The sequence below is a fragment of the Actinotignum schaalii genome, from assembly GCF_028864145.1.
In the GTDB taxonomy this organism is placed as follows: domain Bacteria; phylum Actinomycetota; class Actinomycetes; order Actinomycetales; family Actinomycetaceae; genus Actinotignum; species Actinotignum schaalii_B.
Map to the genome: position 1 here is coordinate 77544 of NZ_JARBHJ010000002.1, position 26825 is coordinate 104368.

Annotated in this window: 23 protein-coding genes; 6 read left to right on the forward strand and 17 right to left on the reverse strand. The window is 61.1% G+C overall.

Going from position 1 to position 26825, the window contains the following annotated elements:
• Positions 1-158: 158 nt before the first annotated feature.
• From rpsO to PWJ82_RS00965, 3 genes are all read right to left on the reverse strand, one after another.
• Positions 159-428, reverse strand: a complete 270-nt coding sequence (rpsO, locus tag PWJ82_RS00955; RefSeq protein ID WP_016442511.1) for a 30S ribosomal protein S15 — start codon at positions 426-428, stop codon at positions 159-161.
• A 182-nt stretch (positions 429-610) separates the two neighbouring features.
• The gene (locus PWJ82_RS00960; protein WP_274734895.1) at positions 611-991 is read right to left on the reverse strand and encodes a phage holin family protein; all 381 of its coding nucleotides are present in this window, start codon (positions 989-991) and stop codon (positions 611-613) included.
• A 58-nt stretch (positions 992-1049) separates the two neighbouring features.
• Positions 1050-2042 carry a bifunctional riboflavin kinase/FAD synthetase gene (locus tag PWJ82_RS00965; protein ID WP_274734896.1) on the reverse strand — a complete coding sequence of 331 codons (993 nt, stop codon included), beginning with the start codon at positions 2040-2042 and terminating at the stop codon, positions 1050-1052.
• Between the two features lie 238 nt (positions 2043-2280).
• On the opposite strand from PWJ82_RS00965, the gene PWJ82_RS00970 reads away from it, so the two are divergent.
• Complete coding sequence (locus tag PWJ82_RS00970; RefSeq protein ID WP_016442508.1) at positions 2281-3234, forward strand: carbohydrate kinase family protein; 954 nt, start codon at positions 2281-2283, stop codon at positions 3232-3234.
• A gap of 166 nt (positions 3235-3400) precedes the next feature.
• Here the strand turns inward: PWJ82_RS00970 and PWJ82_RS00975 are convergent, their stop codons facing one another.
• Entirely contained in the window at positions 3401-5638 is a 2238-nt protein-coding gene (locus PWJ82_RS00975; RefSeq protein ID WP_274734897.1) for a sialidase family protein, read from the reverse strand.
• 80 nt (positions 5639-5718) lie between these two features.
• Positions 5719-8142, reverse strand: a complete 2424-nt coding sequence (locus PWJ82_RS00980; RefSeq protein ID WP_274734898.1) for a sialidase family protein — start codon at positions 8140-8142, stop codon at positions 5719-5721.
• A 292-nt stretch (positions 8143-8434) separates the two neighbouring features.
• On the opposite strand from PWJ82_RS00980, the gene PWJ82_RS00985 reads away from it, so the two are divergent.
• Together PWJ82_RS00985 and PWJ82_RS00990 are read left to right on the forward strand one after the other, a co-directional pair.
• On the forward strand, positions 8435-9916 hold the full coding sequence (locus tag PWJ82_RS00985) for an MFS transporter (RefSeq protein ID WP_274734899.1): 1482 nt from the start codon (positions 8435-8437) through the stop codon (positions 9914-9916).
• Positions 9917-10816 carry a DUF4862 family protein gene (locus PWJ82_RS00990; RefSeq protein ID WP_016442504.1) on the forward strand — a complete coding sequence of 300 codons (900 nt, stop codon included), beginning with the start codon at positions 9917-9919 and terminating at the stop codon, positions 10814-10816.
• Between the two features lie 99 nt (positions 10817-10915).
• Here PWJ82_RS00990 and truB read toward each other — a convergent pair whose 3' ends face one another.
• The 6 genes from truB to rimP form a co-directional block, all read right to left on the reverse strand.
• Positions 10916-11935, reverse strand: a complete 1020-nt coding sequence (gene truB / locus PWJ82_RS00995) for a tRNA pseudouridine(55) synthase TruB (RefSeq protein ID WP_274734900.1) — start codon at positions 11933-11935, stop codon at positions 10916-10918.
• Positions 11913-12410 carry a 30S ribosome-binding factor RbfA gene (gene rbfA, locus PWJ82_RS01000; RefSeq protein WP_274734901.1) on the reverse strand — a complete coding sequence of 166 codons (498 nt, stop codon included), beginning with the start codon at positions 12408-12410 and terminating at the stop codon, positions 11913-11915. Before rbfA ends, truB begins: the two co-directional genes overlap by 23 nt.
• 89 nt (positions 12411-12499) lie before the next feature.
• Positions 12500-15568 carry a translation initiation factor IF-2 gene (gene infB / locus PWJ82_RS01005; RefSeq protein WP_274734903.1) on the reverse strand — a complete coding sequence of 1023 codons (3069 nt, stop codon included), beginning with the start codon at positions 15566-15568 and terminating at the stop codon, positions 12500-12502.
• 127 nt (positions 15569-15695) lie between these two features.
• Positions 15696-15953, reverse strand: a complete 258-nt coding sequence (locus tag PWJ82_RS09540; protein ID WP_425536584.1) for a YlxR family protein — start codon at positions 15951-15953, stop codon at positions 15696-15698.
• Between the two features lie 49 nt (positions 15954-16002).
• Positions 16003-17079 carry a transcription termination factor NusA gene (nusA, locus tag PWJ82_RS01010; protein WP_081637310.1) on the reverse strand — a complete coding sequence of 359 codons (1077 nt, stop codon included), beginning with the start codon at positions 17077-17079 and terminating at the stop codon, positions 16003-16005.
• 14 nt (positions 17080-17093) lie between these two features.
• Positions 17094-17645 carry a ribosome maturation factor RimP gene (rimP, locus tag PWJ82_RS01015; RefSeq protein ID WP_274734904.1) on the reverse strand — a complete coding sequence of 184 codons (552 nt, stop codon included), beginning with the start codon at positions 17643-17645 and terminating at the stop codon, positions 17094-17096.
• 222 nt (positions 17646-17867) lie between these two features.
• On the opposite strand from rimP, the gene PWJ82_RS01020 reads away from it, so the two are divergent.
• Both PWJ82_RS01020 and PWJ82_RS01025 read left to right on the forward strand, forming a co-directional pair.
• A complete protein-coding gene (locus PWJ82_RS01020) occupies positions 17868-19007 on the forward strand; it encodes a hypothetical protein (RefSeq protein ID WP_274734905.1) in 1140 nt (379 codons plus the stop codon).
• Positions 19008-19154: 147 nt separating this feature from the next.
• On the forward strand, positions 19155-19457 hold the full coding sequence (locus PWJ82_RS01025) for a hypothetical protein (RefSeq protein ID WP_274734906.1): 303 nt from the start codon (positions 19155-19157) through the stop codon (positions 19455-19457).
• Between the two features lie 149 nt (positions 19458-19606).
• On the opposite strand, the gene PWJ82_RS01030 is transcribed toward PWJ82_RS01025, so the two are convergent.
• The 6 genes from PWJ82_RS01030 to pyrH all read right to left on the reverse strand — a co-directional run bounded on the left by PWJ82_RS01030 (position 19607) and on the right by pyrH (position 25474).
• Positions 19607-21433 carry a proline--tRNA ligase gene (locus PWJ82_RS01030; RefSeq protein ID WP_274733231.1) on the reverse strand — a complete coding sequence of 609 codons (1827 nt, stop codon included), beginning with the start codon at positions 21431-21433 and terminating at the stop codon, positions 19607-19609.
• A 192-nt stretch (positions 21434-21625) separates the two neighbouring features.
• The gene (locus PWJ82_RS01035) at positions 21626-22489 is read right to left on the reverse strand and encodes a GNAT family N-acetyltransferase (protein ID WP_274733141.1); all 864 of its coding nucleotides are present in this window, start codon (positions 22487-22489) and stop codon (positions 21626-21628) included.
• 18 nt (positions 22490-22507) lie between these two features.
• On the reverse strand, positions 22508-23047 hold the full coding sequence (locus PWJ82_RS01040) for a DivIVA domain-containing protein (RefSeq protein ID WP_126134663.1): 540 nt from the start codon (positions 23045-23047) through the stop codon (positions 22508-22510).
• 142 nt (positions 23048-23189) lie between these two features.
• Positions 23190-24068 carry a phosphatidate cytidylyltransferase gene (locus PWJ82_RS01045; protein WP_274733138.1) on the reverse strand — a complete coding sequence of 293 codons (879 nt, stop codon included), beginning with the start codon at positions 24066-24068 and terminating at the stop codon, positions 23190-23192.
• The gene (gene frr, locus PWJ82_RS01050; RefSeq protein ID WP_026428541.1) at positions 24068-24625 is read right to left on the reverse strand and encodes a ribosome recycling factor; all 558 of its coding nucleotides are present in this window, start codon (positions 24623-24625) and stop codon (positions 24068-24070) included. Before frr ends, PWJ82_RS01045 begins: the two co-directional genes overlap by 1 nt.
• 99 nt (positions 24626-24724) lie before the next feature.
• Positions 24725-25474 carry a UMP kinase gene (pyrH, locus tag PWJ82_RS01055; RefSeq protein WP_126134665.1) on the reverse strand — a complete coding sequence of 250 codons (750 nt, stop codon included), beginning with the start codon at positions 25472-25474 and terminating at the stop codon, positions 24725-24727.
• Between the two features lie 64 nt (positions 25475-25538).
• Between pyrH and PWJ82_RS01060 the strand changes: the two genes are divergently transcribed.
• Entirely contained in the window at positions 25539-26633 is a 1095-nt protein-coding gene (locus PWJ82_RS01060) for a YeiH family protein (protein WP_274734909.1), read from the forward strand.
• Positions 26634-26825: the final 192 nt, after the last annotated feature.

The window sequence follows — 26825 nt, forward strand, 5'->3', positions numbered from 1 at the left end:
TATTGGGGTGCGCAGGCGCGCCACACCCTGTCTATCGTAGTGCCCGAGCAAGCAGCTGAGCACCGCGCGCGGTTCACTTGCGGCGATGCTGAGCAGCTTCTCACGCCTGCGGGCATACGGAAAGCGGCCCGGGATGAAACCCGAGCCGCTTTAAGTACTTATCGACGCAAGCCGAGACGTGCGATCAGCGACCGGTACCGCTCGATATCTTCCTCAGCGAGGTAGCTGAGAAGGCGGCGGCGCTGGCCGATAAGAAGCATAAGACCACGACGCGAATGGTGGTCGTGAATGTGCGAGCGGAAGTGCTCCGTCAGCTGCGAAATACGAGCCGAGAGCAGAGCCACCTGCACTTCGGGGGAACCGGTATCGCCCTCGTGCGTGGCGTATTCGGCAATGATCTTCTGCTTTTCTTCAGGCTTGAGGGCCATGCGATTCTCCTTAGTTTCCGTTGCACGGAGCTCCGGGGCATGTTCTCCCAGGCATGACGCTACCGTGGCCGATGTAAACGGCCTGAAAATTCTAGCACACGGCGACGACGCCCCGCACTGGCGTATCCGCCAGTGCGGGTGTGGCCTTCCCCGCTTTCTCTTGGCCGGTAGATGGCAGGTAGCTAGGAGCGATCGACGAAACCGCTGATCACCATATTGACAAGGGAGACCACAATCCCGCCGAAGAGCGCGGCCCAGAAGCTGCCCACAACCAGGTGCACCGCCAAGCCTTGGGAGGCCCAGGCGGTGAGCGAGATCATCGCCGCGTTGACCACGAGGGAGAAGAGCCCGAGGGTGAGGATATAGAGCGGGAAGGAAAGGAATTTCAGGATCGGGCGGATAACCGCGTTAAGGATGGCAAGAATGAGGCCGGCCACCACGAACCATCCAATGAGACGGAGGGTATCGGGGGCCTCCCCCACCATTGCCAGACCGGGGATCAAGAGCGTGGCCACCCACAGCGCAAGAGCATTGATGGCGACGCGAAGAGCGAATGTACTCATGCACCTACCCTAGCGAATGCTGCACGCCGTTTCCCGACCGTGCTGATGATGCGGCCGGTCATGAGGCCTGCACTGACCCGGGTGGGACACGTCCGGCAGGCGGAACACCCAGTCGGTCTGCGGTTTCTAAAACGTCCAGGTCGATCCTTGCCAGCAATTCATCAACCGAACCGAATGTGAGCATGGGGCGGATGCGGGAGACGAAATCGATACTGATGGGTTCTCCGTAGAGGTTGAGATCGCTACGCCCGAGTACGTGGGCTTCCACGGTGCGTTCCCGACCATCGAATTGAGGATTGGTGCCCACCGAGATGGCTGCCGGCAGGTATTCTTCGGCGGTACCACCTGGAATATGGCGCACCAGCCACCCGGCGTACACGCCATCCGCGGGAACTTCGCCCAAATCATCCCCGCTGAGATTGGCGGTGGGGAACCCCAATTCACGCCCGCGCCGTGCCCCGTGTACCACGGTGCCGTGAATACGGTGCGGGCGCCCCAGGATCTGCGCTGCGCTAGCGACATCACCGGTAGCAAGCGCGGCGCGCACCCGGGTAGAGGACCACCGTTCCCCCGCGGCGTCACAGCGGTCTCCTACGATTTCCACACCGAAACCCAGCTCGGTACCGAGGCGGCGCAGCACCGCCTCATCCCCGGTATTCCCCGCCCCGAAACGGGCATCGTGCCCAACCACCACGAAGCTGGCCCGGAGTTGGCCCACAAGCTGATCCCGCACAAATTCCGCGGCGGTGGCGCGGGCGTAGGCCGCGTCGTAATGCTGGAGATAGAGCGCATCCACTCCCAGCGTTTCAATGCGGTTAATACGATCTTGCAGGCTCATAACGAGGCGAATATGCGCCTCGGGGCGGTGGACGGTGGCCGGATGGGGATCAAACGTGAGAACAATAACGGGCCAACCGAGTTCCCGGCCAATATCAACCGCGCGGGTGAGAACGGCGCGGTGCCCACGGTGGACGCCGTCGTATACCCCGAAGGTCACCACGCTCCGGTCAAAATCCGGCGAAATATCTAAGGGAGATGTCCAAATCTGCACGTTCTCCAGGGTAGCTTATCCCCACCGTATCCCACGTGCGCAAAAACCAAAATTTTTTGCGCACGCGGGCTTGACATTTTTCCGTCATGGCGCAGGGCCGTTCTTGCCCCGTATACCCCAAAATCCCGGTGATTTTCCAGATAAACTGGTACGCGAAGAAAGCGTGCGCAGCGTCGGGCAGCCAGGTTACGGTGCCCCGGGCCTGCGCGCAGAACAGCTGTGGCGATGGGAGGCACCAATGGCACGATTTGTGAGCGCCGGTGAAGCGCTTGTGGACATTATTATCCGTGAGGGAGAGACCGGACCGGGCACTGAGGTCGTGGGCGGTTCACTTCTTAATGTGGCATCCGGTGTCTCCCGACTCGGCCAACACGTGGAGCTCGCTACCTGGTTCGGACGTGATGAGCGCGGGGAACGAATCGCTTCGCAGGCAGCCGCCATGGGTGTGGAGATTGTCCCCGGGTCCGACGGCGCCAGTCGCACCACCACCGCGAGCGCTTTCCTCGACGCGGAGGGCCGGGCACGTTATGAGTTCGACGTCGAATCGGACCTCCCCGAGATTCCGGACCCGGATACGGTGGGGCACCTGCACTGTGGTTCGTACTCTGCGGTGGTGGGTGCCTCGAGCAAGAAGATTTTGCGCGCCGTCAAGCGCCAGGCCCTCACCGGCACCGTTTCTTATGATCCGAATGCCCGCCCGGATCTGATGGGTTCTCCCGAAAAGGTGCGGGAGAGCATTGAGGAACTGGTGGCACTGTGCGATGTGGTCAAGGCGTCTGATGAGGACCTCGAATGGCTCTACCCCGGTGAGCCGGTGGAGCGGATTATGCGCCGGTGGGTTACCTCCGGGCCTGGCATGGTGGTGGTCACCCGCGGGCCGTGGGGTGCTTATGTCAAGCTAGCCGGGGAGCGCGATATGCTCGTCGTCGATCCGCTCAATGTGGAGCTGGGAGACACCGTGGGTGCCGGCGATTCTTTTATGGCCGGGATGCTGGCCGGGCTTATGGAGGCTGGGCTTCTCGGGTCGGTGGAAGCCAAGCAGCGGCTGCGCGCCGCCCATTTCTCCGACGTGCGCCCCGCACTGCACCAGGCGGTTATTACGGCGGGGCTGACCGTCAGCCACGACGGTGCCTACTCCCCCACTCCCGCGGAGGTGGACACCGTCCGTACCGGCGATCCGGCGCTACGTTAAAAATAAGCGTTAAAAATGCACCCCTACTCAGTAGATACGAGTACGGGTAGCAATCGAAAACGGTGGCGCCTACCGCAGGAAAGTATCCTGAACGGCAGGCGCCACCGTTATCCGCCCGACTGTTAAATCACAGTCGTTTAATAGTTATTTGGCGGTTATTCTACGGTCACTTTGCAGCGTTGATCCAGCTGAGGGGCAACTTCGTGAAGTACAGCCCCTGCATCTCACGTTCCCAGAGCAAACCCAGGTCACCATCCGGCATAATCGCCATGCACTGGTAAACATAATGCGCCGGATTGAAGGTACGTGAGGCGATCCAGCTTCGGCCCCCGTCTTCCGACAGGCGCAGCACGCCCCGCCCTCGGTAGGGGCGCAGCTGAGCAGCGTTCGCAAAGACCACCCGCTCGGGGCAATCTGCGGTCGGCCACATCACAGCATTGGGCTGGCAGAAGATCTCGGGGATAGCGTCGATGAAATAGACGTCACCCCAGGTTTCCCCGCCGTCCTCACTGATGCTTGCCGCGATCTTCCCACTCGGATGCTGGTTGCGCATGAGCATGAGCACGGATCCATCAGCTCTTTCAATGAGAGTGGACTCGTGCGTTGCGGCTTTTTCGGTATCCAGCGTACGGCCCTCGATCTGGCGACCTTCGAAGATACGGCCATCATTGGGGGATTTTCCACGCTTCCAAGTTTCCCCGCCATCGTCCGAATAGACGACCGCAGCGGAGAAGTACGTGGTGTGCACACCGTTGAAGTAAATCGGCATCACGAGCCGCCCGCGGTGTTTCTTACCTTCTAACTGGATTCCATTTCCCGGGGAGGTACCGCAGAAGGACATCCACTCTTCTTTCACCTCGTGGCTGAGGTTACGGGGCGCCGACCACGTGGCGCCGTCGTCGTCGGAATAAATCATCTGGAGGTAGCAGGTGCGCTTCGTCAGCAAGGTCTGGTGCGGGTCTTCGCCGTCGGCAAGGAAAACGTTTCCTCCCGGCGTCTCCGCACCGTCACGTAGCACCGTCACGTCGCCGCGGCTGGAAATACGGTAGGGCGCCGCCTGACCTTCGACGTCGATAACGCTGCCGTCGGGGAGCCAGGTAAAGCTCGCCCCGTTTCCATCGTGGAGGATGAAATTCCCGTCCTTATCGAGGCCGATTCCGGCTTCCGCGTTTGGCTGCCCCATCCCGCCGGGAAAATGATCGATGAGCACAATGAGGCGTCCGGTATTTTTATCCTGAACCACGCAGGAATCAATCACGGAAGCACCGCTCGCCCCGTGTCCCGGATAGGTCAGCACCGTCTGGAGGTCTTCCCAGGTTTCTCCGCTATCGAAGGAACGCCGGATCGTGAAGTTAATAGAATTCGGCGAATCATTAGCAATCGTTTCGCGTTGATCAGCACCCGCGACGACGACGCCCGATTGCAAGGTGATAAGCGAGGGGATCCGGTAACTTACCGAGTTGTGAAATCCGGCATCGAAAAGACACTGAGTTTCCAGCGGCGGAACAGAAGAAAGCTTCTTAATCTGCGCATCGTTGAGGATCGTGGAATACACGGCGGCATTACGCACCTCGCCGAAGAGGCGCGAGCCAGCTGTGTCCTGCCCGATGACTATCTCATCGCAAGCCGAAACCGCATCAAAGAAGGCTTGACCTGGCAGGTGGGCCTCCATGAAGCCATCCACGTAAATCTGAACGGCGCCGTGCCCCACGCGCAGCACAACATCGTGCCACCTGCCCTCATCCCAGTGGCCTTCGGCGAGGAAGGTGCGCCATTCGCCCCGCTGACCGAGCACCCGATATTCGATACCGCGTTCGGTCACCGATACATTCAGTTGCTCAACACCGTTACCGGCCGCCGCGAGCATCGTTCCGTGCTGCCCCGGCCCGCGCACCCGGTAGCGCAAAAACACGCTGCCCGAGCGTAGCTCCGCCACATCTGCCACGTCATAGTCGGACAGGTGGGAGGCAGCGAACTCAATCAGGGGTTCGGGGGCCGCACTGAGGGCCAGAATATCGCCACTGCTCAGAACATGGTCATAGCTTTCTAGTCCGCGAATATCGGTTCCCGCGGCGCACACGCTCTCGAGGGAGCTTGATCCCGGCACCGCTGCCGGAGAAAGATCCGCGGTTGTGGAGAAGCACTGGTATCCATCCAGGTAGATTTTCGAACCGGCGGAGCTGGAGGTAATTGCCACGGTATGCCAGGTGCGGTCACTCACCGTTGCGGTATCCTCCATATCCAGGGCAAATTCCATCGTCTCATTTGATCCGGCCAGGAATAAGCTCCCCGCCTTGATTGAGAGCACCCAACCCTTTTCTGCTCCGCGAACAGCGACGAGATCGCCATCCATCCCGGCGCGGAACTGGAACATCCAGCTCACACCAACCGTCGCCTTATCCATGTTGTTTCCTTCCTTTCGCATCATTGCGGCACTGCCGTGTACCTGGTGCGCGTTGATTATTTTCATTTCGTTATGTGGCGTTATTTGATGAGTTGGGCAGGGTAATCGAGCAGCCAGGCCCGCGGAACTTCCGTGTAGTAGAGGCCCTGCCATTCACGTTCCCACAGCAACCCGATATTCCCGTTGGGTAGCTCCACCATGGCCTGGTAGACGTACCGCCCTGCCTGGAAGGTTCGCGAATTCTTCCAAGTCCGGCCACCATCATTGGAGTAGCGCAGCACGCCTTGGCCGCGGAAGGGCAAGCGGGCCGAAGCATTAGCGAAGAGCACCTCGTTTGTATGCCCAGCCAGGTTCTTCGCTGCCGGCAAGCTGAAAATATCGGGGGTGTTCTTATCAAATTCGGGAGCGCTCCATGTTGCCCCGCCGTCCGTGGAACGCGCCACCGCGATACGCCCGCCCGGATTGGAATTTCGCATATACATAGTCAGTTCGTTCTCACCGGTTTGCACCACGGCGGATTCATGTAGGGAGGCCCTCCCCTGGCGCACCGTCTGGGAGTTGATCGCCTCGCCGTTGAAGACCCGCGCATCATTCGGGGAAGTGGAGCGCTGCCAGGTGGCGCCGTCGTCGTCAGAATAAACAACCGCACTGGAATACACCGTTGCTACCGCGTTCGAATAGTAGATCGGAACAACTAAGCGCCCATCGTGTTCGCCGCCGTGGATCTGCATAGCCGATCCGGGGCTGGTGCCAATGAATTTCATCCAGTCTTCTTTGACCTGGTTGTTGAGGTGCCGCGGTGCGCTCCAGGTGACGCCGTCATCTTCCGAGTGCATTTCCACCAGGTACGCGGTGGGCTGCATGTATAAACCGTTAGGGACCTTGTGCGAAAGCGGATCGTACACATTATTGATGCGTTCACCCTTGAGGGTGACGGTGCCATCCTCCGCCACCGCGTAATCAGTGGGTCCGCCCTGAGCATCCGTGACTGCGCCGTTCTTGAGGGCAAAAGTGATACCGGCGGCGCTGTTCAACGCGAGGGAACCATCCGGGTTCATTCCGGTTCCCACATGATTATTCGGTTGGCCCACCCCGCCCGGATAAAGATCGACAAGCAGCGTGATCCTTCCGGTTTTTTCGTTTTGCACCATCGAAGAATCGATAACCGAGGCCGCTTGCTTCCCGCTTCCGGGAAGATTCACCAGCGTGCGCAGCGGCGACCAGGTTTTCCCGTTATCCGTTGAGCGGCGCAGCACGAGGTTAATATCATTCGGGCTGTCATAAGCATTGGGCACGCGCTGATCGGCGGTAGCGAGCAACGTTCCCTGGCGCGTGCGCAATAACGCGGGAATCCGGTAGCTTGCCGCACCCTCATACCCGCTATCGAAAAGGGCGAATTCCCCGGGATTGCTATACCCGCTCAGAGTCTTGACTTCAGCATCGTTGAGAGCTCCGTCAAAGACGCGCAGGCGGGCATGTTCCAGCACCACCTTGTTGATCGTATTTAAAGAATGTGCGGGGAGATTCTTGCGTCCGATGAGTGTTCCGTTGGCGTAAACCTTACTTGCGTCACCATCAACGACGACGGCGACACTTGTCTGCGAGGACTGGGTCCACGTACCCGGAATCGAAATCCGCCCTCCCCCTTGGGCCAGGCTGAGAGCATCATCGTGCACCGAAAGTTCCTGAACGGAGGTGTCGCCACGGCGCAGGGCTGCGCTTGCGCTCGTCTGCGGGTCAATATCGTAAAAGTAGGTGATTTTTCCTTTACCCGCGGCAGTTCGCACCGCTTCCGGCACCTCCGCGCGGGAATCGGCCACCGTCAGGATCGGTTCAGGTGCGGGGGAAAGCTGCGCCACATCGGAGGGCGTCACGGGAGTGTCGAAGACCTGAACCCGGCTCACCGTTCCCGCGAATCCCCACTGTTTCCCGTGGGAGTCATAGTTCGCCCCGAGACGCAGCGAATCCAGGCCGTCCACATCATCGAAGAAACTCGCTGACGTGGTGGAGAACACCTGCTGTCCGTCCAGGTAGAGGGCGGTATTCTCCCCCGTCACGTTCACAACTGCCGTATGTTCACGCCCATCATTGACCGGGCCGGCATCTTCAGCATCGGCTTTAGCCAACCACCCTTTCCCAGATTCAGGCTCATTGCGGACTTCCCAGTAGAGATGCCCGTGCCTCAGAGCGAGGGTGAGATTCGTGGAATCCTCCGCAGAATTCGATGCACTGAGGAGAGCCGCCGAACCAGAATCCTGGGTTGTGGAGAACGTTACCACCACCACACCCTCAGTGAGATTTTTCACTTTTCTAATATTTGCGCCGAGATCCTGGCCGGGACCGCCCTCAGCTTGTTCATAACGATTGTCAATATCAATAACGGCGCCAGAAACCGCCCCCTCAGTGTCAGCCAAGGCATCCGGAACTATGGCGGCGAGCCCACCCGCAACAACGAGGGCGCCGGCAACACCGAGGCTCTGAATTTTTTCTCGTATACGGACCATAAGGTCTCCTTCTCCCTCCACCACGTCATGGCGGGAATCCCGCAATATAGCGGGTTTATCGTATTTATTTTCCCCTTGGCAAAGAGAACGCAAACGCGGGGACGCTGTGACTGATTCACCAATTGTCAGACAGGTTAGCAATGTCATTTCACTTTGCACAAGCATGGCAGTGAGTCATTTCTTAACCATCGCTTGCGCAGCTCAAAGCATGAGCGTAGTTTATTCCCGTTGTCAGACAATTGAAGTTCAGCAACTATTTTTCAATGAGGAAATACCTAGGAAGGGCATCGATATGAGTGAGCCTCATTCCCAAACAACATCCCGACCAAAGCGCTGGTATCAGTATCTTTCGCGTGAGGATTGGAAAGCTTTTTTCGCCGCTTGGCTGGGCGTACTTCTGGATGGCTACGATTTCGTGCTCATCGCTTTTGCTCTTCCCGCCATCAAAGAAACATTTGACCTTACCCTGGTCCAAAGCGCTTCGCTCATTTCCGCGGCCTTTATTAGCCGGTGGCTCGGCGGCTTGGTTCTCGGCGCTATTGGCGACCGTTACGGCCGCAAGCCCGCAATGATCCTCTCTATCTTCATGTTTGCTTTCGGATCCATTGCGTGTGCGCTCGCCCCGAATTTCTGGATTCTCTTTGTTTTGCGCCTCATTATCGGCTTTGCCATGGCCGGTGAATACTCAGCATCAGCTGCCTATGTCATCGAATCCTGGCCGCGCCATATGCGTAATAAAGCTTCCGGATTCCTCCTGTCCGGCTATGCGTTCGGGGTTATTGCTGCGGCTCAGGTCGATAAATACTTCGTCACCTGGGTGGATTCTATCCATCCCGGCTGGGGCTGGCGCGCCCTCTTCCTCACGGGCGTGGTGCCCATCGCCATCGCGATTTACATGCGCAAAACCCTCCCCGAAGCGAACGACTGGGAAGAAGCAAAGAACAAGGGACACGTTGAAAAGAACGATATGCTCTCCGTTCTCTTCGGTGGCAAGCTCAAGTTCGTCAATTACGCCGCGGTGATTATTGCCTCCGTTGCGCTGCTTCTTATCTTCACCCAAAGCGTTTCCGGCGGTGTCGTCATCACCGCGCTGGGACTCGTCTGCGCGGTAATTTTCATTTACTTCATTATCCAGTTCGACCCGAACCGCTGGGTTATTGGCATCACCATTATGGTGACGATTTTTGCTTCCTTCATGTACACCTGGCCGATTCAGGGTCTGCTGCCGACCTACCTCCAGGGTGTGGGTATGGATCAGCAACTGGTTGCGAATGTGGTGTCCTTCGCTGGGCTCGGTAATGCATGCGGCTACATCATCGCGGGCTTCGCCGGTGACCGCTTCGGAATGCGACGCTGGTACGTTATTTCACTGCTACTTTCCCAAGCAATTGTCTTCCCGCTCTTCATGCAGGGTGGCGAATACGTGGTGCTGGTCGCAGCCTTGCTCTTCTTCCAGCAGATGTTCGGACAGGGTATTTCCGGTCTGCTCCCCAAGTGGGTATCCAGCTACTTCCCGGTGGACAAGCGCGCTGCCGGCCTTGGTTTTAGCTACAACGTCGGTGCTCTAGGCGGCGCGGTTGGCCCGGTTCTCGGCGCCGCGGTTGCGGCCAAGGTGTCCCTCGGTATGGCGCTCGCTATTCTTTCCGTCGGTTTCGCCGCCATCGTCATGATCTCTATTGGCGCCAATATTCCGCGCCGCCTGCAAGAATTGGTTAATGCCGATGCCGTTCGTCCCGAGGACGGCGACGACGAAATTATTTTGGAAGGAAAATAAATGACACTCCCCTTCGTTGTTGGGGCATATGCTTCGCTCCCCGAACCTGCCTCGCAGCCCGACTACTATCACCTGCTGGCGGAGCAGGAATGGATCTCCGGAATCGAGATTCCTTTCCCCGGAGTCCTGGCCAGCGATGCCAAGGCTATTGCGGATGTGATCGCCCCGCACTGGACACTTAACACAATTACCGCGATTCCCGGCACCATGCAGAACGTCGGCAAAAACCCGGCTTTCGGACTGGCCTCCCCCGACGAGGAGGGCCGCGCGGCCGCTCTCACTTTCACCCGCGAGATTCGCGACGCCGTTGCTTCCCTCTCTCAACTCAGCGGCCGCACCGTCATCACGAAGGTGCAGCTCCATTCGGCCCCCACAAAGCAGGCCGACGGCGCAGCTTTCCGCGCCTCCCTTGCCGAGCTATCGAAGTGGGATTGGTCCGGGGCAGTTCCGGTGATTGAGCATTGTGACCGCTATATTGAAGGTCAAGCTCCGGAAAAGGGCTTCCTTGCTCTCGAGGAAGAAATCGCCATCTGCCAAGAGCTGGGCCTGGGTATCCACATTAACTGGGGCCGCTCCGCACTCGAGGAACGTAGCGCGGATACTGCTTTCGCGCATATCGAGGCGTGCGGACAGGCTGGGGTACTTGCCGGTCTTATGTTCTCCGGAGCGGGCCCGGCAGAAACCCAGTACGGCTACTCCTGGATTGATGGGCATCTCCCCTCGCAGACCGATGAACCGACATCGATTATGACAGCGGGAGAAATCACCCGGTGTGCCAATGCCGCTCGCGAGGGCGGGGCGCAGTATCTGGGTGCCAAGATCTGCGTGCCGGCCAATGCTTCGCTGCCCGAGCGGGTGGCCATGCTCGAGCATATCCACCGTGCCGCGGTAGCGAACTAACCGCACATTATCGCTAGCACGTGCATCACCCCGCGCCGTCACCCAAGAGGTGCCGGCGCGGGGATTTTTATGCACCCGTGTGTCTACGTATCTCTGTATTTATGCGCCGGACGGGAAGACGGTGGCTGGCCGGAAGGTATCCCCGTGCCGGCGTGCCACCGCAACAAGCTCATCGTCGTGCAGCAGGGCGACGGTGCCAGCTTCACTTCCCACACCGGGTGCTTGTCCCGGTACCGTTCCTGCGGCGGGATCCACTGCTCTCCCCCGTGACTCAAGGAACTGGCCGTGGCGCACGGATTCGGCTTCGGCTGCCGCGATCTGCACCGTCGGGAGTGCGCGAGCCGCCACCTGCGCCAGTGGGATAACGGGGGGCTGCACCCCGCCCTGCACCAGTTGCGCCACTTCCGCTACGCTCACCGCCTCGGCTTGCCGGAAGCCACCCACGCGGGTGCGCCGCAGCGCGCTCATGAGGGCTGCGCTTCCCAACGCTATCCCGGTATCGCGGGCAAGGGCGCGCACGTAGGTACCCGAGGAGCAACTCACCTCCACATCAACATCCGCAACCGGCACAGTTCCCGCTTGAGTCTCTACCGGCGCCTGGCGCCAACGGAGCTCCCCGCTACGCTCCAGCCGAGCAATATGAACCGGCACCGCATCGAGCACCACCTCCAGGCCAGCTCGAGCCAGGTCATAGGCCCGCTTGCCGGCGATCTTCTTGGCCGAATACGCCGAGGGCACCTGCGAAATATCACCCTGGAGGGAGGAGAGGGCAGCGTCGAGCTGCGCCGTCGTACCGGAAAAACCTGGAGCGAACGTGACGGTACCGGTGCAATCCTCGGTATCAGAGCCGATACCGAGCGTGAACGTAGCCCGGTAATCCTTATCGGCCCCGCTCAGGTAGGTGAGGAGGCGGGTACCGGCGCCGATACCCACCACGAGCACCCCCGTGGCCATCGGGTCGAGCGTACCGGCGTGCCCCACTTTACGGGTGCCACATAGACGGCGCAGCGCGGCAACCACGTCGTGCGAGGTAACCCCAGAGGGTTTATCAACAACCAGGACGCCGCTCGGCGCCGGATGCTGCGCGCGGGGCAGATCAGGCCAGGGATTCTGGCGCATCGGTTTCATGGGATGCCTCGGAGCCTGACGGTGCGGCGGCGCCGTCGCCTTCCGTGACCTCACGGGGCTTGCGGTAAGGATCTGCCTCCCCCGCGTATTCCTTCCCCTCCGCGTTGCGCGCCAGTTCGGCGTCACGGTGCAGGGCCGCGGCCAGCACGTCCTCAAAAGTGCGGGCTCCTTCGGGTAGTTCGTCGGCCACGAATTCCAGGGTCGGGGTAAGCCGCAAGCCGAGCTGACGCCCCACTTCCGAGCGCAACGCGCCCTTGGCCGCTTCCAGTCCGCGGGCGGCATCTTTCACCTGGTGCTCGTGCCCGATCGCGGTGAAGAATACGGTGGCGTGCTGGAGGTCGCCGGTCACGCGGGTATCGGTAATGGTCACCATATTCAAGCGCGGGTCTTTCATGCGGGTGTTAATGGTTTGCGCCACGATCTGCTGGATACGTTTCGCCACCCGTTCCGCACGGGGATTAGCCATCTTCATCTCCTTTATTGCTGGTGGATATGCTGCGGCCCGCCAGCGCCAGTGGCGAGCCGGCGGGCCGCAACGTTCCTCAGGACAGTCCCCTAGCTGCGGGCCTTCTCCTGCATCTCAAAGGTTTCAATAATGTCGCCTTCGTGAATATCGCGGTAGCCGAGCGTAATGCCGCATTCGTAGCCTTCGCGTACTTCGGTAACATCGTCCTTTTCGCGACGCAGCGAGACAATTTCGAGTTCGGGCTGAATCACGACACCGTCACGCACCAACCGTGCCTTCGCCCCGCGCTTGATCGCGCCGGTGCGGACAATGGAGCCGGCAATGGTGCCGGCCTTGCCCGAGCGGAAGAGCTGGCGCACTTCGGCGCTGCCCAGCTGAACTTCCTCGAGAACGGGCTTAAGCATGCCCTTGAGAGCCGCTTCTACTTCCTCGATGGCCTGGTAGATGACCGAGTAGAACTTCATCTCCACGCCTTCGCGTTCGGCCAGATCCGCTACGCGTTCCGCCGGGCGCACATTGAAGCCGATAATGACGGCGTTATCAACGGTTGCGAGATTGACGTCGTTCTGGGTGATGGCACCCACGCCACGGTGGATGATCTGCAGCGCCACTTCGTCATCGACCTCAATATCGAGGAGCGAGGATTCCAGCGCTTCCACCGCGCCGGAGGAATCGCCCTTGATAATAAGGTTGAGCGTTTCGACGCTGCCTTCCTTGAGGACATCCCCGAGGTTCTCCAGCGAGACACGCTTGCGACGCCGTGCCAGAGAAGCCGCCCGCTGGGCAGATTCGCGCTGTTCGGCAATTTGGCGTGCGGTTCGTTCGTCGTCCGCCACGAGGAAGGCATCCCCGGCGGAGGGCACCGCGTCCAAGCCGAGCACCTGGACCGGCATGGAAGGCCCGGCTTCCTTGACCGGATTGCCGCTGGCATCGAACATGGCGCGCACGCGCCCGTGGGCAATACCCACCACGATGGGATCGGAGATCCGCAGCGTACCGGTTTGCACCAGTGCGGTAATCACCGAACCGCGGCCCTGATCGAGCTTCGCTTCGATGGCAACACCGCGCGCGGCGCGATCCGGATTGGCCTTGAGTTCCAGTTCGGCATCGGCCACGTAAAGGATGGCTTCGAGGAGATCGTCGATGCCGATACGCTGCTTGGCCGATACGTCGAGGAACATGGTGTCCCCACCGTATTCTTCGGCGATGAGGCCGTATTCGGTTAGCTGGCTGCGCACCTTCTGCGGGTTGGCGCCTTCCACGTCGATCTTGTTGACCGCGACGATGATCTTCACACCCGCGGATTGCGCGTGGTTGATAGCTTCCACCGTCTGGGGCATCACACCGTCGTCCGCGGCGACCACGAGGATCGCGATGTCGGTAATATCCGCACCGCGGGCGCGCATCTGGGTGAAGGCTTCGTGACCGGGGGTATCAATGAACGTGATCGCCCGGGTTTCGCCTTCGTATTCGATATCGGTCTGGAAAGCACCGATGGCCTGGGTAATACCGCCCGATTCGGTACCTTCCACCCGCGAGTGGCGGAACGCATCGAGGAGCTTGGTTTTACCGTGGTCCACGTGGCCCATAACGGTAACAACCGGGGGACGCGGCTTGAGGTTCTCTTCGTCTTCCAGGAGCTCTTCTTCTTCGAGGTTAATATCGAAGCTCTCCAGGATTTCACGATCCTCATCCTCAGCGGAGAGAACTTCCACCTCGTAGCCGAGTTCGGCGCCCAGCAGCTTGAAGGTATCTTCGTCCAGCGACTGGTTCATCGTGGCCATTTCGCCCATGCGGAAGAGCACGGTGATGAGGGCCGCCGAGGACGCACCGATACGTTCGGCGAAGTCCGCCAGCGAAGCACCCTGGCGCAGGCGCACCACGGTGGAGCCATCCCCGCGGGGAACCTGGACGCCGGAAAGCATCGGCGAGGACTGTGCCTCGTATTCTTCGCGCCGGGTCCGCTTGGACTTGCGGCCTCCGCCACCTCCGCGGCGCCCGAAAGCACCGGCGGTGGAACCGCCGCGCGAGCGCCCGCCACTGCGGGTGAAACCGCCGGTGGGCCGACCCTGACCGCCGCGGTTCTGACCGCCACCTGCCGGGCCGCGCCCGCGGCCACCGCCGCGACCGCCCCGCCCGGAGGAGGGAGCACCGGCCATCTGGTTGGGCATCATCGCCGGCGAGGGACGCGAACCTCCGTGCCCGCGCCCGCCACCGGAACGCTGCCCGCCGCCACCGTGGTTGTTCTGATGCGCGCCCTGATGCGCACCGGGGCGGGAAGTTCCCGCATTCTTGCGCCCGCCACCGGGACGGGGCATACCCTGCGAAGTGGCATACGGATTATTGCCGGGCCGCGGGCCGCGCCCGCCACCGGGACGGGGCATACCCTGCGAAGTGGCGTAGGGGTTGTTCCCGGGGCGCGGGGTGCGCTGATCAGCTTCGGCACGCGCCGCCTTGGCGGATTTCACCGCGCCGCGCGGGGTAGGAATATTGGAGCGGCCGGAGTGCCCAGTTTCCTGGGGCTTTGCGCCGCCGTGCGAGGCATCGGCACCGTGGGCAGAACCCGCTTCCCCGGACTTTCCGGACGGTGCAGACGCACCGGGCTTGGGAGCCGGTTTCGGCGCGGCTTGCTGCGGGCCGGGCTTACCGGGCTTCGGGGCCGCACTGCCATGAGCGCCAGCTGCGGAGCCGGGCTTAGGCACACCGGCGCTAGCGCCGGTTCCGGTAACGGTTCCGTCAGCGCCCGCCACCGCGGCAGGGGTGGGCGCCGCGGCGTTATCCGCATGCTGCTTGGCCGGGGCCGGCTTCGGGCCGGGCTTGGGTGCGCCGGTGCCAGTACGGGCAGCACCGGAGTTCGCGGCAGCCTTCGCCTGTGCCGTCACATCGACAATCGAGGCCGAACCGGCGGGCATATCCACCGCATCGGGCGCCACGGGATGCTTACGGACGGGCTTGCGCGGTGCCGGCTTAGCGCTCCCCTTGGATTCAACCAATTCGGGGTGCGCTTCAAAGTATTCACGTGCTTTACGCACAACAGGTGCCTCAATGGTGGACGAGGCAGATTTGACGAATTCGCCATTCTCCTTGAGTGTGGCCAGCAGCTTCTTGCTGGTCACCCCCAGTTCTTTGGCGAGTTCATGGACGCGGACTTTTGCCACAGTTCTCCTTCGTTGGGCCCGGCAAAAGTGCGCACGGACCCGCTAAATCCGGTTGTTCATCGTTGGGTACTCATCGGGTGCCCATCAGCTTCCAACCCGCTTTCTTGGTCTCGGGTTTTCGCTCCGCTCACGCGAGCGAACTGATTACTTCTGTTACGGCATGCGGAGAAAGAACGACGGCGCAGCGAAAGGCATACGCAAGTTGTCCCGTCCGCATTCCCCTGGCTAGACAGTCAGGGCGGGCGTGCACCCACGCTCCCCGGCCGGGCAGCCGCTGTTCTTTATCCACAACAACTCCCGCATCGGTTAGCGCTAAGCGCACCAGTTCCTCCCGGGCGGCACGCTGACGGCACCCCACGCACATGCGCGGATTTTTCGCCATCATCCCACCGCCTCGAAATTCACACCCTATCTATTTTAGCGGCAAGATGCTACTAACGCACGTCATCATGCGACTGTGCCGCGTGATCTTCCCCGTGTTCAGCTCCGCCGAGGGCTTCGCCACCGGAAATTTCCACAGCGGGAGTTTCTTGCACATCGGATTCTTTACGAATATCGATGGACCACCCGGTGAGCTTGGCAGCCAGGCGCACATTCTGCGCTTCTTTACCGATAGCGAGGGATGCCTGCCCATCGGGAACAATGGCGCGGGCCTGGCGCTTCTCCACGGAGATGATATCCACCCGGGTTACCTTCGCGGGGGACAGTGACGCGGCGATAAATACCGCCGGATCATCGTTGTAATCAACGATGTCAATTTTCTCCCCACCCAGCTCCGTGGTGACCGCACGCACGCGCTGACCGTTATGGCCAATACATGCGCCCTTGGCATTAACCTCCGGATCTTCCGCGTACACGGCAAGCTTGGAGCGGTGCCCCGCTTCGCGCGCGAGCGCCACGAGTTCCACCGTCCCGCTGGCAATTTCAGGCACTTCCAGTTCGAAGAGACGGCGCACAAAATCCGGGTGGGTACGCGAGAGCCGAATGGAGGCGCCTCGACTGGTGACCACTACGTCCAAGACCAGGGCGCGGATGCGATCCCCCCTGTTGAGATGCTCGGTAGGAACCTGTTCCTCCGCTCGCAAAATAGCTTCGTGGTCCCCCACTTCCACGAGGAGATCGCGGGAGAAGCTATCGCGCCCGGCCCGGCCTTGCACAACGCCGGAAATAATGTCACCCTGCTTATTTTTGAAGGAGCCGAGCACGCGATTCGCTTCGGCTTCCTTGAGGCGCTGGGCGATCACGGATTTCGCCGTCGCCGTCGCAATGCGCCCAAAATCGTGCGGGGTGTCATCGAATTCACCGACGACATTACCTTCTTCGTCAATTTCCGGGGCCCACACCACGATTTTGCCGGTGCGCCGATCCATATCGACCCGGGCCCCGCGAATCGCACCGGGCACCCGCGCATAGGCATGCAACAGGGCATCTTCAATTGCTTCGACGAGTACATCGGAGCTCAGGCCAAGTTCACTCTCCAGGGCCCGCAGCTCGTTCATGTGAATTTGAATATCCACGATTTCTCCTACTCTTCCTCGCCGTCGCGATGGAATTCAATATCAACGCGGGCCCGTTCCACCCGGCCAATGGGTAAGCGCCGTTCCGCTCCCCCGTTATCCGATGCGAGGACCAGGGTATCGCCCTCAACGGCGCGCAACCGGCTCACGATCTCATCTTCACCGGAGGGTGTCAGACGCAGCAGGCGCCCCACTGCGCGGGAAAAGTGGCGCGGTTCCACGAGCGGGCGGGTGGCACCGGGGGTGGACACTTCAAGGTTATAGGCACCCTGGACGAGATCAACATCATCCAAACGCGCGGAAATAAGACGCGAAACGTCGGTCAGTTGATCTGAGCCAACACCACCGGGGCCGCTGGGGAGATCGACCGTGACGTGAACGACGGCGCGCCCACCGGCACGGCCCACCGTTACGCCTTCCAGGTAGAGCCCGCATTGGGAAACAAGAGGTTCAATCGCGGCGATGATTTCGCCGGTCCGCTGTGCCTGACTGGATTTACGGGGCCCGGTAGAGCGGCGGTCCCGCCGCGCGGGAGGACGCGAACTCTTGGAATGACTCATGGGCTAATCCTACAGTTTCCGCGGAGCGCCGTGGTACACGGGCGTGCCAGGCGGTGCCTACGTCGCAGGTATCGATGCCCGCGCCGACGGTGCAAGTAGCTCTGCCGGTGCCGATGGTGGCACGGTGCGCAGCGCACCGTCATCAGCGCGCGCACCGTCTCCCAGGCCGGTGGAGGTGGCACAATATAAGCGGTTTTATTCTCGTCAAGAAAGCGGAGAAGCATGGCAGCTGCACCCCGGAGCGGAGCGCCCACTCATCGGCGCACCTCTCAGCCGGTTCGAACCACTGTGCAGCTGGTGGGCACCGCCGCGCTTACGATCCTCATCATTGGCGCCATTCTTATTGCGATGGGAGCACGGTGGGAACATGGCGATCCCTCCCCCGCACCCATGACGACAACGCAAGAACTGCGCCAAAGTCTTGCCGTGGCATCCCAGCGGTGCTCGGCAGCCGCCACCGATCTGGCCGCTGAAACGGGCGGCTACGCCGCGCAGGTATACCAGGATGTTGCCGAGCACGCGAGCATATGGGAGAACCAGCTTGGTGGGGTATGGCAGGCGTGGCCGAGCGGAGCCCCGGCCGGGCATACAAATTCTCCCGAGCCTTCTCCCCTGGCTCCCGATGCTGCTGAATTACTCGCGGAATTATCCAAGATTAGCTCCGCTGCGGTAACGGCCGCGGATGCGCTACTGCCCGAAGCGGAAACTCCGGCGAAAGGCGCGACCGCGAGTACGGCGGATGGCGCAACAGGCGGCGCAGCGAAAGGCGTCGTCGCTCGCGAAGAGATATCTGAGGAAGTAGCCGGCGAGCGCGCACTCTATTTCGCTATTGCGCTGCGGGCAACGTGGGATGCTCAGGTAGTGGCGGAGGCTACCGGGTTACCCGCCCCGGATCCCTTTGGTGCCGCGGCTGCGGGCGGCCCTAGGTATGACGTCGCCCAGCTGGCATCGGCGGGCGGCGACGCGAAGCTTCTCGCTGCCGCGAATACGGCCCGCCAGTGGTACGAAGTTGATGCGGCACGCCGGGGTATGGAGGGACATGCCGAGCGCATGGAACGCATCGCGCGCATTGCTGATCTGGAAGAAGCCCTACTTCGCGCCGGCACCCCGGATACCCGCGCCGCCAGCATTCCCCTCCCGGCTGTTGCAGAGGACGAGCTCGCATCCGCCGCGTACGCCACTTTGATCGGTGCACTATGGCAAAGCGGAGCGCCGGCCACGGAGGCTCTCAATTTTGCGCTTGCTTTGGATGGTGGTGGCGGCGGGACCGCTGCGGGCGGTGTTACAGGCGCCAGCGGTGCCACGGGCCCGAGTCTCGGTAGTGCCGCACTCCCCGGGCTTTCACCGCACACGGCAGGCTAATTACGTTATCCCCGTAATAATCAATAACTAATACGGCACATTATTTGTATGTGGACAAACAGCGATTCTCCCAGAGATGAGTCAAAGCCGTCCGGCTTCAATGACCCGTTGCCGCGTTCAGATGAAGACTCTGCCATTGAGCGGCGTATGCGGCGCATTTTAGACCTGCTTGCCGATTATGTTCTGTGGATTTTCTTGTTGCTCGCTTTCCACGTCAATAATTCACGGGCATTACTCGAGAAAAAAGTGGGTTACGGCGAGGCGCTCGCCTACCAATGGCCGCGTTTGTTAGGCGCCTGCGCCGTTTTCACGGTTTTATTCGTTATCGTCAAGAAATACCGCAAGCCCGGCAGTAAACCACCACGTTTCGGGTTCAACCTTGAGACCGTCGCGGATATGGGAACTCTCCTGGCTTTCTGCTTCGCGGTGGGGGTCCTGGGTGCCTTTTAGCTGAACATAGCCCGGATACCTGCCAGTTCCGGCCCGCCCCCGGGCACACAAAATGCGCTTCCAGGACATACATATTTATGTAGCTGGAAGCGCATTTTGTGGTTATACATTTTCAGATCCGAGCACGATGTGCCTAGGATTGAAAACCGTTACTCGCCCGCTTGGGCAGCAGCTAGGATCTCCTGTACGCGCGAGGCAGCATCCGCCACCGCCACGTCTTCGGATTCCCCGGTGGCGCGGGTGCGTACTTCCACCGTTCCATTGGCCAGACCCCGGCCAACCACCACCGCGTAGGGCATGCCCAGGAGCTCGTAATCAGCGAATTTCACTCCGGCGCTCACCTTACGGCGGTCATCGAAGAGGACTTCGATACCCGCGGCGGTCAACTGCGTGGCTAAGTCCTCCGCGGCAGAGAAGACGGCGTCGTCCTTACCAGTGGCAAGGATATGCACCTGCGCGGGCGCGACACCCACCGGCCAGACCAGGCCCTTCTCATCGTGGTACTGCTCGGCAATAGCAGCAAGGACACGGGACACACCCACCCCGTAAGAGCCCATGGTGACCACGCGAGTTTTACCGTTTTCGTCGAGCACCGTCAGACCGAGAGCCTCGGCGTATTTGCGTCCCAGCTGGAAAATATGGCCAATTTCGATACCACGCGCGATATCGAGCGGGCCCGAGCCGTCCGGGGCCTCGTCACCGGCGCGTACTTCCGCTGCCTCGATGGTGCCATCAGCCTCAAAATCGCGCCCGTAAACCAGGTTGAAGACATGCTTATCCACCGCGTTGCCGCCGGCGATCCAGCGCGAGCCCCGAGCTACGTGGGGATCAAGGAGGAGGCGCGCCACCGGCACCGTTGCGCCGTCGCCAGCACCGTCAGCTCCGTCGCCGGAATTATCAGCAACAGCACCACCGCGAGCCTGCGGGCCAACCGCGCCGGGACCGGTATAACCCGGCACAATTCCCGGATACTTCTCCATATCCTCAGGAGCAGCAAGCTCCACCTCTGCCGGCGCCAAGCTAGCTTCCACCCGCTTCATATCAACTTCGCGGTCTCCGGGAAGGGCGATGACCACCACTTCCTTCTCCCCATCGGGATGGGTAAGGGTCACAATAACCGATTTGAGGGTATCTGCGGCATTCCACGGGCGGTCCGAACGCGGATGCACCTGATTTGCCATCTCAACCAGGTCAGCGATGGTTTTCGCCCCGGGAGTGTCTACCAGCTCCGGTGCAGGAACGTCGGAGAAGTCCTGCTCGGGAAGCTGCGGCGTCGTAACCGCTTCGGTATTCGCGGCGTAACCACCCGCGGACCGGACAAAAGTGTCCTCCCCAATAGCGGTGGGGAATAAGAACTCTTCCGAACGCGAGCCGCCCATTGCCCCGGACATCGCGGAAACAATGGCGTAAGGCAGGCCCAAGCGCTCGAAAATACGCTGGTAGGCCGCGCGCATCGTATTGTAGGAAACGTCCAGACCTGCCTCGTCCATATCGAAGGAATAGGCATCTTTCATGACGAATTCACGCCCGCGAATCACGCCGGCGCGCGGGCGGGCCTCATCGCGGTACTTCGTTTGGATCTGGTAGAGCGTGAGGGGCAGATCCTTGTAGGAAGAATAAAGATCCTTGACGAGAAGCGTGAACATTTCTTCGTGCGTGGGGGCAAGCAACATGTCGTTACCCTTGCGATCCGCCAGCTTGAAGAGAGTGGGGCCGTATTCGCTCCAGCGGTTCGTTGCCTCGTAAGGTTCGCGCGGGAGCAGGGCCGGGAAAAGTACTTCCTGAGCCCCGGACGCATCCATTTCTTCCCGGACAACCCGCTCCACTTTCCGCAGCACCCGCAAGCCGAGCGGCAACCAGGTGTAAATACCTGGAGCCACGCGCCGCACATACCCGCCGCGGACTAGGAGTTTATGACTGGCGACCTCGGCGTCGGCCGGGTCTTCGCGCAAGGTGCGCACAAAAAGACTAGACATTCTCAGCACGCCCGCCATTCTACCCGCTCATGATGCAGGACGGCGCGGCACCGGTGGTGGATGGGGCAACGGCGCAAACGGGGCACGGCTCACTCGGCACCGGAGCGGATGGCGGGAACGGTACCCGAACGGAGCGACAGCGCCAAACGGAGCGGCAACATGGCGCCAGAGGGTACACGCAGCGCCCTGAAACTAAAGGAGGATCGTTGCCCATTCCCCCGCGCGGCTGAAACCAACATGCTGGTAAAGCCTAACCGCGGCGGTATTGTAATCATTGACGTAGAGAGAGACGGTGGGCGCATAGCGGGCGCGCACCTGGTCAACGACGCTGGCCATCGCCCGGGTTGCTATCCCGCGGCCCCGTAGATCAGGGGCGGTCCATACGCCTTGGATCTGCGCCACTCCCCCGGCCAAGGCACCGATATCAGCCTTGAATTCCACTCGTGGGGCTCCGGTGGCGGGATCTATTCCCATACGCACGAAAGTGTGACCGGAGCGGATAAGATCACGGACTCGCCGCCCGTAGCTCGGCCCATAAACAGTCGGGTCGTATCCGACTTCCTCGGTGAACATAGCTACTGCCGCGGGAAAAACAGCACCGAATTCCCAGGGCTCGGCCGGCCGCACCTGCGGATCGGGCGCCACCGGGGAAGCGTGGGTCAGGGAGAGGGAATATTGGCGTGCCCGAACCTCACGAGCGGGACTCCAGGAGCGCTCCAGGTGCTCCCACAGTCCGAGAACCTGATCGGCTGGCCCAAGGATGGAGCAGGCCACCCGATGCCGGGAAAGAATATCGTCACCTAGTTCGCGCAGGCCCGCCGGGGAAAATCCCAAAGGGATAATATTGCCGCCATCCCAGGCTAGAGCTTCAATATCGCGACGGTGCATCGCCGCCAACGCCGAGGATGTCCCCACGCCCATGCGTTCCACATTGACGCGGGCGAGCACGGAATTGACCGGGTCGCGAGCTAAAAATTCCAGGGCGCGGGATTTATCCGCACCCGTGAGACGGCGCAACGAGGATGCAGCTCGATGCGGCCAAATGGAGCGTTTCATCGCGGTGTATTTACTCCGCTACTCCACCGCAAGCAAGACGCTGACAGCCCGCTCGAGGAACACGTCAACGACGGCTTCGTCATAAGCGTTTTTTCCGCGCGATTCCGGGAAAATAGCATCACGCACCACTTCTGAGGTGACGGTTTCTTCACCATCGAAATACCGGGCAAGACGGTCGAGAAGCTCATCAACATCCGATTTGCGGTATCCCCAACCTTCAGCGTCAGCAAAACGCTGCCCAGCCGGGCGTAGCAGGCGCGGATAAAGGCTTTTAGCGTCCTGGTAAGCGAGGTTGAGCCATGCCTGTTCCCCGCGCGCCCCGATAGTATTCGCACGCTTGAGGTGAATAAAGGCAGCTTCGAGGCGGTCGAGCGCGGCATCCACCCGAGCCGGATCATATCCGCCACGCTGGCGGGAAAAACCGGCGCGCCGCACATCCGTTTCGTCCATATCGCCAGTTCCTCGCGAATATGCGTCTTTTGCACGGGCGAGGAAATCATCGACCTGCTCGGTATTGTATCCGCGCGTGAGCGGACCCACTCGTTTAAACGTGCTCACAACTCACCTCACTTGTCTATGCCAGCACCACGGTGCCGACCTGCCGGCCTTCCCTCTTAATGTGCCGCACTCATTTTGCCATATGCGCCCGCCACACGCCGCTCTCGCTCACAGCGCAGCCGTGCACCGCACCGAGCTAGTATCAGAACACCCCTTGCGCCGCCGCGAAGAAGAGGTAGCAGAACGGCGCCCACAACAGGATGGAATCAATGCGATCAAGCATGCCGCCGTGCCCGGGGAAAATTGCGCCCATATCTTTAACGCAGAGCCAGCGTTTGAGGCGTGACTCAAGCAGGTCACCGGCGGTGCAGCACACCACCGCTGCCATCCCGATACCGCAGGCCCACCATACGCTGTGCCCGAGGGCCCCCGTGGCGAGCAGCAAGGCCACCATCAGGCAGGCGAGGATTGATCCGGCCAGCCCTTCCCAGGTTTTCTTCGGGGAGATTCGCGGGGCGAGCGGATGACGCCCAAAAAGCACCCCGGCAGCCCAGCCCCCGGTGTCATTGGCAACGGGCAGGAGGATGAGCGCTGCGACCATCCACGCCGGGGAATCCAGCTGGCACAGTGCCACCGCAAAACTCCCCAGCACGCTAATCCACAGGGAGACGAAAACCGCGCAGGCGGCGTCGCTCACCTGCGCACGCCCCCGGTCGCGCAACCCCAACCACAGGGCGCAGGCCACCACCGTCGCCCCGAAAGCCAGCATGGCGGCGCCGAGTCCGCGCCACCAGGCCAGCGCCAGGATCGCGATATTCCCGGCCATCAGCATCGTGAGCGGCAGTCGGATCTGACGCGCGAGGAACGCACCCGCGGCCTCCCATACGGCAAAGCTAAGCGCCATCACCACGAGCACCACAAAAAGCTCAATACGCCAGAGGACACTGAGGGCCACCAGCGCCAGTAGGATGAGCGCGGTGGGGACGGCGGCTTTGAGGTTACGGCCGGCCCGCGAGGAGGTGGGGCGCGGCGGTTGCGGGGGACGCGGAGCGAGCAGGCTCCGCAACGAGGTGCGCGACATTAGATTTCGAGCAGGTCCTTTTCCTTGCCTTCGAGGAGCTTATCGATCTGCTCCACGAAGCTCTTCGTCAGCTTTTCCAGCTCGTCTTCAGCGCGCTTGACTTCATCTTCCCCAGCCTCGCCATCTTTTTGGATAGCTTCGAGGGTGTCCTTCGCCTTCCGACGCACGGCCCGGATGGACACGCGCCCATCTTCAGCGCGCGTGCGAGCCAACTTGACGTAATCCTTTCGGCGTTCCTCGGTTAGAGCCGGGAGGTTCACGCGCAGCACATTGCCGTCATCGGAGGGATTGACACCCAGGTCCGATTCGCGCAGCGCCTTGTCGATCCCTTGCTTGGCACCCGGATCGAAAGGCGTGATCATAACGGTGCGCGGTTCGGGAATGGTGATGGTAGCCAGCTGCTGGAGCGGCGTAAGCGTTCCGTAGTAATCCACCAGAATCGGGTTAAACATCCCGGCGCTGGCCCGCCCGGAGCGGATATGCGAAAATTCTTCGCTGGTTGCTTCAATAGTTTTGCCCATCTTTTCGCGGGCTTCGCGCAAAGCTTCTTCAATCATCTTTTTTCCTTCGCAGTTTCGTTCACGGCGCGTAGCTACGTGGTACGACGACGCAGCTACCACGCGCCCGATGTGACATATCTTACCGGCTTAGCGGGGCTACGCGCCCTGGGCGGAGACCACCGTTCCAATATTCTCACCGCGCAGCGCTGCGGTGACGTTACCCGGCTCGGTCATACCGAAAACCCGCATCGGCAGGGAGTTATTCCGTGCCAGAGCAAAGGCTGCACCGTCGGCCACCTGGAGATTATGGGAAAGCACCGTATCGTAGCTGATGGCGGTGAGCTTTTCCGCTTCCGGATGGGTGCGCGGATCTGCGGTATAGACTCCGTCCACCCCGTTCTTGCCCATAAGAAGCTCATCGCAGCGCAGCTCCAGGGCACGCTGGGCGGAAACCGTGTCGGTGGAGAAGTAGGGCATGCCGGCTCCGGCACCGAAAATAACCACCCGTCCCTTCTGGAGGTGACGGATGGCGCGCAAGGGAATATAGGGTTCGGCAATCTGCGTCATCTGAATTGCGGTTTGCACGCGACACTGGGTTCCGGCCTGCTCGATAAAATCCTGGAGCGCGATCGCGTTCATAACGGTACCGAGCATCCCCATATAGTCCGCCCGGGCACGATCCATTCCAGATTGCTGCAATTCAGCTCCGCGGAAGAAGTTTCCTCCACCAACAACAATGGCTACTTCGATTCCGGAAGCCGCCGCTTCGGCAATTTCCCCGGCGACACGTTGAAGCACCGCGGCATCGACCCCGACACTACCCGCCCCGAAAGTTTCTCCCGATAATTTAAGAAGAACTCGGCGGACCCCATCCGAGCTCGCGTCATGTTCCAGTAGCGTCACCATTGCCTCCCGTCGCTCAGTTCATCGGGCTTAACCATACCAGCGCGCACTGGGGCATAATATCCGGGTGTCTAATGAAAATACTTCTTCTGATGCCGCCACATGGGCGGCGTCACTGCGCGCCCTCACGCCGGGCGTGCTGCTTGCCGCTCTCATCGCGGTAGCATCCTGGGGCCTGAGTAAACTGATGCCCCTGCTTTCCGCCATGCTCTTCGCTATCGTATTGGGCATGCTGGTGCGCAACCTGGGACTTATTCCTCGTTCAGCAAACCGCGGTCTCGCTTTCACCTCCAAACGGGTACTGCGCACCGGGGTGGTACTCCTGGGGCTGCGTCTGTCCATCCCCGCAATTTTGGGCTTGGGCTGGGGTACCCTCATCACGATCGTCACCTGCGTGACCGCAACGATGCTCATTTCTGTGCCCCTGAGCAAACTCCTGCGGGTGCCCCACGCTTCGGCTATTCTCACCGCCGTGGGTACCTCCATCTGCGGGGCCTCCGCGGTGGCGGGAACTTCCGCCGTGGTGCGGGTGCGTAACGAAGATGAACGCGATACCGCCGCGGCAACCGCTATTGCCTGCGTGACGCTTTTCGGTACCCTCACCCTGGTGGCACTCCCCTGGCTCGCCCACCTGCTGGACTTGAGTGCCAACCAGGCGGCTGTATGGATGGGCGCCACCATTCACGAAGTCGGCCAGGTGGTGGCCGCCGCCAATATTTACGGTGGGGTTGCCGATACCGCTACTGCCGCCAAGCTTGGGCGCGTGGTGTGCCTGGCCGCGGTGATCGCCGTGGTGGGGCTACTGGAGCGCGCCGCTAAGCAACGCGAGGCCCGCGCCGCGGGGCTGGACGGTGCGGCACTCGATACTCACGGCCATACGCGGAGCTCCGCACCTCTCATCCCGTTATTCGTACTCGGCTTCCTGATCGCGGTGGGGATCGCCTCCGTGCTGGAAAACCAGGCTTGGGCGGCCAGCGCCTTGCAGATTCTTGGTAACGACGTCGCCAACTGGCTCCTCATCGCCGCCATGGGCGCCATGGGCGCCGGCGTTCATCTCAAAACGATTATGCATACGGGGGCACGCACCGTCCTCTTCGGTTTCCTTCTCACTCTGGTGATTGTGGGGATCGGACTGGCGTGCGTGGCCGTTTTTGTGGTGTAGCAACGGCGTAAGATGCACGAAGCGGGGGCTTAGATGGAAGCCCCCGCTTCGTGTATGTCCATATGCGGGCACGTTAGCCGGTGTGATGTCCCGCGTCATAGGTCCGCCTGTGACGCGGGATTTTTCGTGTTTTCGGGCGGGATGTCCCACGTGATATGTCCGGGTATGTCCCGCGTCATGTGTCCGTTTTTC